This window comes from Burkholderia humptydooensis (assembly GCF_001513745.1).
Taxonomy (GTDB): Bacteria; Pseudomonadota; Gammaproteobacteria; order Burkholderiales; family Burkholderiaceae; genus Burkholderia; species Burkholderia humptydooensis.
On record NZ_CP013382.1, the window covers coordinates 2659610 to 2671581 of the forward strand.

The window sequence follows — 11972 nt, forward strand, 5'->3', positions numbered from 1 at the left end:
GGCGCATTGCCGGCCAAAGCGCGCAACGCGCATCGTCGAAGCCGAAAAAACATATCAGGCGATTCACCGATCGACGTTCATCGAGATTGCTTGTTTCGATGCGAAATCGATTCATTGAAAAATGCGCTGCAGCGCCCTGAAAATCGGCCGATTGCGCCTGAACGCCTCGACGAATTGCGTCGACATTTCCGCATAGACGGCCGCATTCGCGCGATTCGGCTCGCAGACGCCGTGAATCCGCACGCGCGACGCGAAGTCATCGAAACCGAGCAGGCCGAGCCGCTCGAACGCAAGCAGCGCGACGCCGACGCACGTCGTGTACTGCGGCTGCTCGATGCGGTGAACGGGCGCGTCCAGCACGTCCGCGACGATCTGCGACCACGCATCCGACACCGCGCCGCCGCCGTAGAACACGAAATGCGAGAAGCGCCGCCTCGCGAACGCCTCGACGGGACCGCGCAACCAGCGCAGGTTCATCGCGACGCCTTCGAGCACCGCGCGCGCGAGATGGCTGCGCGTCGCATCGAGCCCGAGATTGACGAAGCCGCCGCGCATCGACGCATCCGCACGCGGCGCGAGCGATCCCGCAAGCCACGGCATGAACATCACGCCGCCGCTGCCGGGCGGCGTCGCGTCGATCGCCTTTTGCAGGCGTGCGAAGCAATCGTCGCGCGGCAGCGCGCCGAACGGATCGTCCGCATAGACCTGCTGCTCGATGAAGTGTTTCAACGCCGCGCCGCCGATGCCGTTCTCCGCCATCACGAAATACGTGTCCGGCACCGGGCTCGGCATGCTGAGGATCGCATGGCGGATGTCGGTGCGCTTGAATCGCACGTGCGCGATCATCACGCTCGAGCTGCCGATCGACAGCGCCGCATGATCGCCCGCGAACGCGTGCGCGCCGATGCCGCCGGCCTGCGTGTCGTTCAGCCCCGCAACCACCGGCGTGTCGCGCGGCAAGCCGAGCTCGTCGGCAACGTCGGGCAGCACGCGGCCGACGAACGCATCGACGGGCAGCAGCTCGGGCAGCTTGTCCGCGTCGATGCGCGAATAGCGCACGAGCCGCGGATCGTAGCGTGTCGCATTCAGGCTGCGGTTGTCGACCGCGAGCGACATGAACGCCGTGCATTGATTCGCGCACGCGCGCCCCGTGAAGCGCAGGTTCAGATAGTCCATCGGCTCGAGGAACGCCGCGGTGCGCGCGTAGACATCGGGGTTCGCATACTTCAGATAGCGCATGTGCGTGAGCGAAATGCCGCCTTCGACGGGCGGCAGACCGTGCACGCGCAACCAGCGCCACTGCCGCAGCAGCGAATCGGCGCGCAACGGACGATCCGCGAGGCCGCGCATCGCTCGCGGCGCGCCGCGCCGGTCGAGCCAGAGCATCATGTTCGCGACAGGCGCGCCGTCGGCGCCGACGGGCACGATCGACGAATACTGGCTGCTGCACGCGACCGCGAGCACGTCGCGCGGCGCGACGCCCGACGCACGCAGCGCGACGCGGCATGCACGCCTGACCGCGCGCCAGATGTCGAACGGGTCCTGCTCGACGCCGCCGCCCGGCGTATGCAGCGTCGCGACCGCATCGCGCGCCGCCGCGACGACGCGCCCGTCGAGCGAAACGACGGCGGCCTTCGGGCCGCTCGTGCCGAGATCGATCGCCAGCACGCAGGGTCCGGGTTCGGCCATCGCGCCTCCTTTCGTCGGGACGTTGCGATACATGTTTGAAGCATAGTCGAGAGAGCGCCGCGAAAGGGTTCGGCGGCGGCGCTCGGGATACCCGCGATGGGAAGCGCGCTCGCGCGAAAACGAGGCAACGGTGTCCGACTGGTCAGCAGGACATCGGCAGGCGCCGGGCAACACCGGCATTCGGCGATACGCGGGCGATGGCTCAACGGAGACGATTGTCCCTTTCGCGATCGTTGCGCATCTGGATTTTCCTTTTATCTCGACACGCCTTTAGCCGGGAATTTGCCTCCATCGAGTTCGCCGTCTCCACACCGGCGGCTCGGCGATCAGATCGCAAATCGCTCGACGACCGTCGCGTGTTCGTGACTGCCCCCTACGCTCGATCGATAGACATGCACGAACGTGAGGCAATCTCCGATTCGATAGGCAGTCGAATGGATTTCGGCGGAATCGAACAGAAACAGCGGCCGGTCGATCTCGATCTCGATGCCGCCGAGGGGAGCGGCCAGCCCGGCATGCAACTCACGGCGCTCCGCCGGATTTGCCTCGAGGATCATCGCCTCGCGGGCGCTCGCGGCATTCGCGACGACTTCTATATATGACCACTGGTCCGCCGCTTCGGAATCGTGCCGGCAGATCCGGATCGCGCGCGTCGCCGTGGCGATCGCCGATGCCGCCGACAACGCACCCAGTGTCTTGCGCAGCGGCCGCTCCACTGCGTCATTTGAGATCTCGTCGGGGAGGAACATGTCCAGCACCGCCCCCTCGACGCGAGCCGGCATTGCGCCCAGGTCGCTGCCGTGCTCGATCGCGAGCGGCCGCATCGCGCACTGCAGATGCGCGAAGCGCTCGTCGCCGTTCATGAACTGGACATCGCCGAGCAACAAGTGACGCTTCTGGCGTACCGATATCGTGCAATGCACCAGGAACTCGTCGGCCGAGAAGAAACTGAAGGGCCGTTCGTAACGGATGCTCTGACGCACGACGACGACGCCGAATCCGAATTCCCGAATGAGTTGTGGAAAGGGGCGAAGGTGATCCTTCAGCCATTGCGCCCAAACTCTCATCGTGCACGCCAGCACGCTTCGCGGCAGCAACTGGCGAGAATCGAAGAGACTCGTATCGTTGAGAACCTGCAGGGTGGAATAGCGCGCCATTTTTCATCCCGTCGTCCGGCCCGCCGCGCGGGCAACCGCAAGTAAGCCCATGTTGACCTCCAGCACGTCCTGCGAACCGGCGCCGGAGATCAATCCGCAGAAATCGCGAAGATAACGCTCGAACTGATTCGCATGCGCATAGCCGCGCGCGCCGGTGAGCCGAATGGAGTCGAGCGCGACGGCAATCGCATGCTCGGTGATCTCGTGCTTGGCCGCCGACACGATCTCCTCGAGATGATTGTTCGCCGCGTTCTGGTCCAGCCAGTCCAGCGCGGGATCGACGAGCGCCTTCGAAATGTGGACCTTCATCTGCATCCGGCCGAGCCGGGCCTGTATCAGTTGCATGCTCGTCAGCGGCGCGCCGTGCCGGACAGTCTCCGACAACATCTTCACGCACTCGTCCACGATACGCTGCATGCGCCCGATCGGCGCGCAACACAGAATGCCGCGGCGCGGATTCAGAAAATTCTGCACGTGGTCCAGGCCGTTCTCCGCGAGCAGCAACTGTTCCTTGGGCACGCGCACGGAATCGAAGCGAACCGCGGCAAGGCCGCTCGCGCGCAGGCCCATCGTCTCGATCGGCTGCACGTGAACGCCCGGCGCATCCCGGTCGATCATGACGACCGCCATGTCGTCGGTGGCTTCGTTCATCACATACGTCATGTAGCTGTCGGCCATCGCACCGGCCGTCACCATGACCTTGGCGCCGTTCACCACGTAGTCGCCGCGATGTGCGCGCAGCATGCTCTTCATGCTGAACGCGTCCGCCTCTTCCGTGTAGGCGAACGCGACGAGCCGCTCGCCGGTGCAGACGGGCGCAACATAGCGCTCGATCAGCCCGGCGTTGCCGCTCGCAACGAGCATGTTGGCCACGGACTGAAACAGGCTGATGTTCAACGCAAACGACGCGTCGTCGCACAGATAGCCCACACGCTCGAGCGCGTGCCCCCAGCCCAGCAGCGACATGCCGAGGCCGCCGACGTGACGCGGCAACGACGCTCCGAGCAATCCGCGGCGCGCCGCCTCGATCATCACCTCGCGCCGGAGCGTCGCGCCGGCCCGGTCCAGTTGTCCGGCCTCGTTCGACACCTCGTCGAGCAGATCGCTGGAGAACCGGTCGACCCAGCGGCTCGTCGCATCGCGCGTCGCGTCCTCGGGCGGCGGCAGCTCGAAGGGCCCGTCCGCGTGCCGCGACACAGGCCTGCCCGGCGCGATCACGTCCAATTGAGGGGCGAGCATGCGCGTCAACCTCCCGCGATCGCGGTCAGAATCTCCAGCCTGTCCTCCTGCTTCACGCATTGGCCGACTTGTTCGGGCGAAATCTGATGGCCGTTCAGAAACATGCGGTGCACCTTGCGAGGATGACCGGCCGAATCCAGCAGCACGTTGCCCATCGCGGGGAAGCGTCCCACCAGCAACTGGATGGCCTCCTGAACCGTTTCCGCGGCCAGCGAGTGCTCACGCTGATATTGCGCGTATTTCTGCAGCACGCCTGACAATACGATATTCATGGCGATTCCTCCGGATGGGGTCATGCTCGAACTACGACGAAGCGATGCGAAACGGCGCCGATGTGCTTGCTCATCCGCCTGCGGCCGTTCTCGCCGGGGTCAGGCGCCGGAACACCGCCTCGGCGAAATGGTCGGAATCGCGCTTCAGCGGGTGGAAATGCGGCGACAGGTATGCACGAGCATACGCAAGCATGAACTGTGCGAAGCGCTCGTCGACAAACATGAAGCGAAACCACTGGGCATACGTGGACGGCCGCAACAAGTCCGAAGACTGGACGGCGAACCAGAAAGTGGTCGCGAACAGCACTCCGGTATAGAGCGCGAACGCGAAAGCGCCGACGGCGATCCGGGTGACGTAGCCCACGCCGGCCGCGTCCGCGACGTCATGGATCACGGCGCGATGTTCGATTTCCTCGGCGAAATGCCAGCTCAGCAGCAGGCCAAGTTCGCGGTTCGCCCGCGCGAAGTAATCCGGCCGGCGCAGGCACATCTCGCCCATCAGCGTATTGAGATGCTCGAGCGCCGCGATCAACGCGATGCGAAGTTTCCGGCCGAGAAGCGGAAACAGGAACCGGAATACGAGAAAGTTCTCGACCTTGTGAAAGCCGCGGTACCGGAGGCCGACACGATCCAGATAATCGCAGGCCTTCCGGTGCTGGACTCCGTGCGAGGCTTCCTGCCCCAGCCATGATTTGAGTTGGCGCCGCAGATGCTCGTCGCGTATCGCGGGAAGGTAATCGCGCGCGATGGCGACGAACTCGAATTCGTCGCACAGCAGCAGCGTGTACGCGTTGAACAGCGCCGTGCGGAACCGATCGCCGCCGAACCACAGGCGGCCTTCGACGACGTCGAAACGCGGTCGAACCCGGCGAACCGGAATGACTCTTTCAGGCTGTGGGCGCATGGCGTTTATCGGGCGGCCGCCGCGGCGACCGGCTCCCTCACTCGGAAGGTTGCAGGATGTAGTAGTCCTTCATGACCTCGTGGCTCCAGGCAGGCTGGCTGACCCTTCCGATCGGTCCGAACTCCTCCAGGTACGGCTTGATGTCCAGCACGGGGGTGCCGTCGACGGCATCGAGCCCCCTCACGCGCAAGGTGCGGCCTTCGACCGACAGCAACTGGCAGCGGGACACGCCGATCAGGTTCGGGCGCCCTTTCGCGCGTTGCGCGAGAATCCCGACCTTCGGCCAATCGGCGCGCCCGCGCGGATGCCGCGCGCCCCGCTCGATCTCTTGCGAAGGCACCTGATTCAAGTGATAGATCACCTCGATGTGACTGAACGTATCGAGCCCCATCAGCGCGTCGTCCGACAGCGCAGGCGAATCGATCGTGATCGCCGACTCGATCGCCCCCCAGTGATCGTCGATCAACTCGACACGCGGCGACGCCACCCTGCCGATCGGAACCATGGTGATTTGACTAGCCGACACTGAATACCTCCTCGTCTTCAACGCGGATGACTTGAACAAACACGGAAGAGAAACCGCATCCGAGCGCGGCGGCCAGGGTCGACCGCACCGCGGCCACGATGCCCTGCACCCGTGCGGAGGAATGACTGCGGCGGCAGAAGATCCTGACAACCGGCCCGCCCCCCGGCTCTCGGTTCCAGTCCGCGCGCCAGGCCAGCGCGGGATCGACGGGATGCCAGAACGCCCAGACTTTGTCGAGCGGGATATCGGATACGGCGCACACGGCTTCGCAGACCTGCTGCAGAAGCAATGACACGCCGTCTCCGGTGTGTCGATGCAGGATGTGAATGACAGGCATGGTTGGCTCGGGAATCGTCTTATCGAGCTTGTGCTTCGATGAAGCAGGTCCGGACGGGCACCGTGTAGCCCCGGTCGTCACGGCGCACGCCGATCGCGTCGAGCGTCGCCTGGGGCGTCCCGTCGAGCAGCGCGACCATCGCCGCGTGCGCGGCGTCGCCGGAGTTGGCGATATCGCACCAGCGCGCGAGACCGACCCCGCCCGGGCGCTCGGTGAGGTCGCGCTCCAGCGTCTCGACGCGCAGCCCCGCGTTCTCGAGCAGTTCGCGCCAGCGCGCAATGGTATAGCTGCGGATGTGGGTCGGATCGTGGAGCACCTCCAACTGATGGTTCACGCCGTCGCATTCGGGATCGTCGTCGCCTTGCAGATCGATGATGACGACGCTGCCGTCGGGCCGGAGAATGCGCCGGAATTCGGCGAGGGCCCGAGCAATGTCGTGGAAGTGATGCGCGGCCAACCGGCAAACCACGAAGTCGAAGCCCCGATCGGGCAGCGGCATCGATTCGGCATACGCCTCGACCGCGCGGACTGGCGCCCCTCTGGCCTGACCCAGCGCGACGAAGTTGCGCAGCATGTTGGGCGACGGATCGACGCCGCACATCAATTTCGCGCGTCCCAGAAACGCGAACGCCGAATGTCCGGCGGCGCACGCGACGTCGCAGACGTCCAGGTCCGTCCGCCCGTTGCTGAGCGAACGCAGCATCGTGAGAGAAGGACTGGTCTCGTGAACCTCGCTGCTCGCGTAGTTGTCAGCAATCGCGTCGAATCTTGCGCTCGCGTGCGTAGACGACATGGGTGTGGCTCCCGTTTATCCGATCAAGACAACCTGACAAGGCCTTCGTCGCGCGCCGCCGACCGATGGTGTTTCGCTCCGGCGGAAACGCTGCCCGGCATTGCAAATCCGACGTATCACTTCGCACACAGACTAAATTAAATCGCCGCCGCGCAGACAGTTCGTTTTGTCTCAGAAAGATGCCAATTTGTCTCACGCCGGCATTGCATGAATCGCGGGCAAAACCGGTCACGGAAATCCGTCCGAAAAGATGACGCCCGCAAGCAATTACTTTAATCATTTACGAACGATCAACTTTCACATTTAACTTTTCGACCCCGCTTCATCCTGCGCGTTCGACACCCATGCCGCGCCGTCACAAGAGGTTCGCAAAATCATTTCTCTCGCCCGAACGGCGCACGCTCTCCGCCGGCCGCCGGCATCGCTGCAATGCGTCAGCGCCGTCGTACGCGCCGCGCCTCGAGTTCAATCAACATGATTTCTCTCCAATTTCGCTGACGATCGACGGATTGCCGAGTGAGACAAATCCACATCTTTCTGAGACAAAACGAGCTAACACGTAACGACGACTTTACTTAGTCTATCCATCAGGAATAAATCGATGAATGAAACCCCCGACAAATAGGGTTGATTCAGCTCACAAAATCAATTAGGCGACTCAATAAAATGCTCGCGCCGCGGCTCGCGCACCGCACGGGGAATACATGTTCCCGCTCGGCACTCGGCGGGCCATGTTCGACGGAAGAAAATATTTCGGATCATCAAATATGCAGAGCCATCAATCCACCTCGGTGGGATCTCGCGATATCGCTCCCCATGCACAGGATCTCCCGCAGGCGCAGGCCGTCCTGCAAGCGGGAGACGCCGTTCCCGACTTCTCCCTGCCTGCCTCCCGGGCAGGCCGCCCGCTGAACTACGCGCTGAAGGACGCGCTGCGCAAAGGCGCCGTAGTGGTCTATTTCTACCCATCCGCCTTCACGAGCGGATGTAACACCCAGGCGCACGCGTTCGCCCGCGACATCGACCAGTTCGCCGCCGCGGGCGCCTCGATCGTCGGCGTGTCGCTCGACAGCATCGAACGACTGCATGCGTTCTCGGCCGATCCCCAGTACTGCGGCGGCAAGTTTCCTGTCGCGTCAGATGCACAAGGCCGGGTGGCCCGCGCTTTCGGCCTGGCCGTCGAGCCCGCCCCTCCCGGCAAAACCGACACGCGCGGCGATCCCAACGACCATGACCGAGTGCCGCGCACGACGTTCGTCATCGCCCCGCACGGCAAGGTGGCCGCCACGATCGCGGGCGCGAGTGCGGTCGAGCATGCGGAACAGGCGCTCGCGTGGGTTCGACGCTTGTCGGCGGACAACACGAATGCGCGCTGAAGAAGCCGCCGGGCGACGCTCCCCGCCGTCGATCCGAACAGTGCGGGGCGACGGCCCCGTTCCATCACACAGTCGTCGTGCGACAACAATCAACTGAGAGGCCTCAATGAACGTCAGAGCGTGTGACTTTCCGGAGACGATCGAATACGAGCCCAATCTGGGCGCGCTTCTCGACCGGCACCCGGAACTGCAGATCGAACGGGACGACTACAACATCAACGTCACCGCGAACTACGGTGAGCGCCTCGAGCCCGATGCGCTGTTCGAGCGCTACAAGCAACATCCCGGGCAGGGCAAACCCGCGCATCTGTACTATCACTTTCCGCTGTGCGAATACATCTGTCACTTCTGCAACTACGTCAAGCAGCTCGCCTCGCCGACATCGCGCGGCGCCCAGCTCGATCGCTGGACGGATGCGTTGATCAAGGAGTCCACGCTGTACGCCCGGCAGGTTCCGTGGGTCACCGGCGCGCTGATCGAATCCTTCTATATCGGCGGCGGCACGGCCGCTGTCCTCACTCCGGCGCATCTGAAGCGCATTCTCGATCACGTCCGGTCGACGTTCCACGTGACGCCGGAATGCGAGCTGAACATCGAAGGCAATCCGGACAATTTCTGCGACATCGACAAGGTCCGAGCGCTCGGCGACATCGGGTTCAACCGCTTCAGCGTCGGCGTGCAATCCTTCACGCCGGAGGTGAACCAGTTCACCAATCGCGGCCATACGCCGGACATGTCGCGCCAGGCGATCCTCAACCTGCGCAGTACCGGCTTCCCATTCAACGTCGACATGATGTTCGGCCTTCCGCATCAGACGCCCGAAACGGTCTCCGAGGATCTGCGCACGCTCGTCGAACTCGAGGTCCCGACCATCACGATCTATCGGCTGCGCAACGCGGATCGGCAGTCAATGGGGATCGGCAACCGGGCAGTGTGGAACGTGCCCAAGGTTCGCAACCGGCTCGTCGAGCAAGGCCTGTTTCCGACGCTGGGCGCGACTTACGAGATGCGCGAGCGCGCGGTCGAGCATCTCGTGCGAAACGGCTATCAACCGAGCCCATGCGGATGGTGGAGCCTGCCCGGCACGTATCGCGAAGGCAACATTCCTCGCGTGTCCCGCAACAAGTGGCAGCGCTTCGATACCATGCTGGCGTTCGGCCCCGGCGCATACGGCTGGCTCGCGGGCGCCAACCGGAGCGTGATCCAGACGCACAACAGCTCAGACATCAGCGGCTACCTCCATCACATGGAATCGAGCGACACGCCGCCGCTCGCCTTCGGGCGTCTGCTTACCGGCAATCAGGCCGTCGGCACCGCGCTCGGTTTCGCGTACAAATCCCGTCAGCCGATCGAGATCGACCGCTTCAGGCGCGAATACGGCGTGGATCTCGTCGAGGACGAGCCTTTCAAGACCGTCTTCTCGGAACTCCTGTCCAAGGGCCTGATCCGGTCGACCGACAACGGCAACGCATTCCTGCCCACATTGAACGGAGAAGCGCTGCACGAAGAAATCATCTCGGTGTACCTGCACGAGCGCATCGGTTCGTTCACCACCGCGGTCTGCAACAAGGTGGCCTGAACGCCGGCCTTCGCACGCCGGTAATCCGTCCGGCCGGACGGCCGATCGCGAGCGAATCGCGTCGGCCGCCCAGCCGATTCGCGCGCAACGCGGCCGCGCGGTCGGGAAACGCCGCCTGACGATCGGACTCAGCGCCGACATTCCGTGCCCATGATCGTGACAACATCCAACGAACCGCGCATTCGCCGTCACTCCCCGTTCGTCGCCGCGGTGCGGACTCCGCTTGCCGGCGTGTGGGTCGGCATCCGTTTTCTGCTCATTCCGTTGCTCTGGCTGCACTACCGCACGGGCAGCCGGATGGATTGGGCGTTTTCGGTGGACGCCTTCATGAAGCGATCGCTGTATCCGCTCACCGAGACACCGGACGATGTGCTGAAGCGCGACCTGGAACTTCCCGCATCCGTCCAAGGCCGGCACGACATCGCCGAGCCAGCCGACGGCGAAACCGATGCGGTTTCTCCTCCGCGCTCCGGGAACGGATGGGCGCGCCTCGGCCATCATCCGATCGATCTCGCGCGATTCGCGAACGGCCGGCCGCTGCTGCTCATTCTGTATCGAGGCAGTTGGTGTCCCTACTCCAGGCTTCATCTCGCCGATCTCTCAACGGTGGCCCGTCGCCTGGAAACCCTCGGCGTTGCCGTTCTGGCCGTCAGCGCCCGCCGTCACGACGACTGGTGGCGCGCAAAGGGCATCTCGCTCGCATTCGCCGCGGATCCGGACGGCAACTTGTTTCAAGCGATGGGCGTTCGCATCGCCCCGCCGCTGTCGCATCGCGTGTGGGGCATGCTGCTGCCGCACGAGAGCGGCTTCCTGTTCGACCGGAACGGGAATCTCGTGGCTGCGGACGTGCGGCGACTCAATCCGACGAAAACCAGGCAGACGTTCCTCTCGGCGACACGATGGCTCGCGCTCGCGCACGAGCTCGCCGACGCGGAGCGGATTGCGCGGCAGAACTTCTGAACCGGCCACGATCGTCCATCGACATGCATCCGACCACCGTCGTCTTGGGTACGCTTGCGAGCTTGCTCGCAGGCGTCTGCGCATTCACCCTCCGCAGAAGCCGGATGCGTTCGCCGGACCGACAGCCGGCGCCGCCGGCGCGCCTCGAATCGCTGTGCGTCGGCGACACGGTCCGCACATTCCTGCATGTCACGCCGCCGTCCCTGCCTCCGAATGCGCCGCTCGTCATCGTCTTTCACGGCGGCTCCGGTACGCCGGAACAGATCCGGAAATACACGGCGTTCGAATTCGACGCGCTAGCCGACGCGAACGGCTTTGCGCTCGCCTATCCGCGCGGCGTCGGCGGCAACTGGAATACCTGCCAGAAAGGGCGCAAGAACGCGGCGACGCGACGCAACGTCGACGATGTCAGCTTCACGCGAGAAATAATCGCATGGTTTGAATCCGTTTATGGGATCGATCGATCCAGCGTCTTCGTTGTCGGATTTTCGAACGGCGGGCACATGTGCTTTCGCCTCGCGCTCGAGATGACGGACGACCTCGCCGGCTTTGCCGCGATTTCGGCCAATCGGCCCGCGCCGGCCGATTGCAGACACGCTGGCAGGCGCGTGGCGGTGCCGATGATGACGATCAGCGGCACGGCAGATCCGATCAATCCGTACCGAGGCGGCGAACTCTCGCCATACGGCCTGCGTGCGCTCGGTCCAGTACTGTCCGCCGAGGAGACCGCGCGCTCGTTCGCCCGCCCCGACGCCGAGCACCATCGCGACGAAGCGAGCGACCTATTTCCCCGGGATCGCAAGACCCACGCGGTGCGAGATGCATGGGGCGACGAGAACGTGCTGATCACGATTCACGGCGGCGGACACACGATTCCCCAGCCGCGCTACGCGTTCCCGCGCCTGTTCGGCAGAACCAGCACCGCGGTCGACGCGCCGCTTGAAATCTGGCGCTTCTTCCGCACGATCGCGGCGAACCGCGCGCGCGGCCGCGCCGAAGCAAAGGTCGATGCAGTCAGGCTGACCCGCGAGAAACCGTCGCCACGGCCTCGCGGGGCAGCGAACCGGTACCGGCCGTCGCATCGAACGTCCCGGTGCGTGGAGCTGGCTCAACGCTAAACATTGCTGACGAGACGGAGTA

Annotated in this window: 12 protein-coding genes; 4 read left to right on the forward strand and 8 right to left on the reverse strand. The window is 64.3% G+C overall.

Going from position 1 to position 11972, the window contains the following annotated elements; translation table 11 throughout:
- Nucleotides 1-111: 111 nt before the first annotated feature.
- The 8 genes from AQ610_RS30630 to AQ610_RS30665 all read right to left on the reverse strand — a co-directional run bounded on the left by AQ610_RS30630 (nucleotide 112) and on the right by AQ610_RS30665 (nucleotide 6917).
- Complete coding sequence (locus AQ610_RS30630) at nucleotides 112-1722, reverse strand: xylulokinase (protein ID WP_009915901.1); 1611 nt, start codon at nucleotides 1720-1722, stop codon at nucleotides 112-114.
- A gap of 293 nt (nucleotides 1723-2015) precedes the next feature.
- Nucleotides 2016-2846, reverse strand: coding sequence for a hypothetical protein (locus tag AQ610_RS30635; RefSeq protein ID WP_006028146.1), 831 nt, complete (start codon nucleotides 2844-2846; stop codon nucleotides 2016-2018).
- A gap of 3 nt (nucleotides 2847-2849) precedes the next feature.
- On the reverse strand, nucleotides 2850-4085 hold the full coding sequence (locus AQ610_RS30640) for an acyl-CoA dehydrogenase family protein (protein WP_045554714.1): 1236 nt from the start codon (nucleotides 4083-4085) through the stop codon (nucleotides 2850-2852).
- Between the two features lie 5 nt (nucleotides 4086-4090).
- On the reverse strand, nucleotides 4091-4357 hold the full coding sequence (locus tag AQ610_RS30645; protein ID WP_009915902.1) for a MoaD/ThiS family protein: 267 nt from the start codon (nucleotides 4355-4357) through the stop codon (nucleotides 4091-4093).
- 70 nt (nucleotides 4358-4427) lie between these two features.
- Nucleotides 4428-5261: a metal-dependent hydrolase gene (locus AQ610_RS30650; protein WP_006028149.1), complete on the reverse strand. Its 834-nt coding sequence runs from the start codon at nucleotides 5259-5261 to the stop codon at nucleotides 4428-4430.
- Between the two features lie 37 nt (nucleotides 5262-5298).
- A complete protein-coding gene (locus AQ610_RS30655; protein WP_006028150.1) occupies nucleotides 5299-5748 on the reverse strand; it encodes an SAM-dependent methyltransferase in 450 nt (149 codons plus the stop codon).
- A 28-nt stretch (nucleotides 5749-5776) separates the two neighbouring features.
- On the reverse strand, nucleotides 5777-6124 hold the full coding sequence (locus tag AQ610_RS30660; protein ID WP_009915906.1) for a hypothetical protein: 348 nt from the start codon (nucleotides 6122-6124) through the stop codon (nucleotides 5777-5779).
- A 19-nt stretch (nucleotides 6125-6143) separates the two neighbouring features.
- Nucleotides 6144-6917 carry a class I SAM-dependent methyltransferase gene (locus AQ610_RS30665; protein WP_006028151.1) on the reverse strand — a complete coding sequence of 258 codons (774 nt, stop codon included), beginning with the start codon at nucleotides 6915-6917 and terminating at the stop codon, nucleotides 6144-6146.
- A 767-nt stretch (nucleotides 6918-7684) separates the two neighbouring features.
- Here AQ610_RS30665 and AQ610_RS30670 point away from each other — a divergent pair.
- The 4 genes from AQ610_RS30670 to AQ610_RS30685 all read left to right on the forward strand — a co-directional run bounded on the left by AQ610_RS30670 (nucleotide 7685) and on the right by AQ610_RS30685 (nucleotide 11950).
- Entirely contained in the window at nucleotides 7685-8293 is a 609-nt protein-coding gene (locus AQ610_RS30670) for a peroxiredoxin (protein WP_043282933.1), read from the forward strand.
- Between the two features lie 106 nt (nucleotides 8294-8399).
- Entirely contained in the window at nucleotides 8400-9872 is a 1473-nt protein-coding gene (locus tag AQ610_RS30675) for a coproporphyrinogen-III oxidase family protein (RefSeq protein WP_006028153.1), read from the forward strand.
- Between the two features lie 150 nt (nucleotides 9873-10022).
- Nucleotides 10023-10832, forward strand: coding sequence for a redoxin domain-containing protein (locus AQ610_RS30680; protein WP_009915910.1), 810 nt, complete (start codon nucleotides 10023-10025; stop codon nucleotides 10830-10832).
- Nucleotides 10772-11950: a CE1 family esterase gene (locus AQ610_RS30685; RefSeq protein WP_231749024.1), complete on the forward strand. Its 1179-nt coding sequence runs from the start codon at nucleotides 10772-10774 to the stop codon at nucleotides 11948-11950. Before AQ610_RS30680 ends, AQ610_RS30685 begins: the two co-directional genes overlap by 61 nt.
- Nucleotides 11951-11972: the final 22 nt, after the last annotated feature.

Coding starts and splice junctions, on each gene's coding strand:
- AQ610_RS30680 (WP_009915910.1), top strand. CDS start 10,023: ATGATCGTGACAACATCCAACGAACCGCGCATTCGCCGTCACTCCCCG.
- AQ610_RS30685 (WP_231749024.1), top strand. CDS start 10,772: ATGGCTCGCGCTCGCGCACGAGCTCGCCGACGCGGAGCGGATTGCGCG.
- AQ610_RS30630 (WP_009915901.1), bottom strand. CDS start 1,722: ATGTATCGCAACGTCCCGACGAAAGGAGGCGCGATGGCCGAACCCGGA.
- AQ610_RS30645 (WP_009915902.1), bottom strand. CDS start 4,357: ATGAATATCGTATTGTCAGGCGTGCTGCAGAAATACGCGCAATATCAG.
- AQ610_RS30640 (WP_045554714.1), bottom strand. CDS start 4,085: ATGCTCGCCCCTCAATTGGACGTGATCGCGCCGGGCAGGCCTGTGTCG.
- AQ610_RS30635 (WP_006028146.1), bottom strand. CDS start 2,846: ATGGCGCGCTATTCCACCCTGCAGGTTCTCAACGATACGAGTCTCTTC.
- AQ610_RS30675 (WP_006028153.1), top strand. CDS start 8,400: ATGAACGTCAGAGCGTGTGACTTTCCGGAGACGATCGAATACGAGCCC.
- AQ610_RS30660 (WP_009915906.1), bottom strand. CDS start 6,124: ATGCCTGTCATTCACATCCTGCATCGACACACCGGAGACGGCGTGTCA.
- AQ610_RS30665 (WP_006028151.1), bottom strand. CDS start 6,917: ATGTCGTCTACGCACGCGAGCGCAAGATTCGACGCGATTGCTGACAAC.
- AQ610_RS30670 (WP_043282933.1), top strand. CDS start 7,685: ATGCAGAGCCATCAATCCACCTCGGTGGGATCTCGCGATATCGCTCCC.
- AQ610_RS30650 (WP_006028149.1), bottom strand. CDS start 5,261: ATGCGCCCACAGCCTGAAAGAGTCATTCCGGTTCGCCGGGTTCGACCG.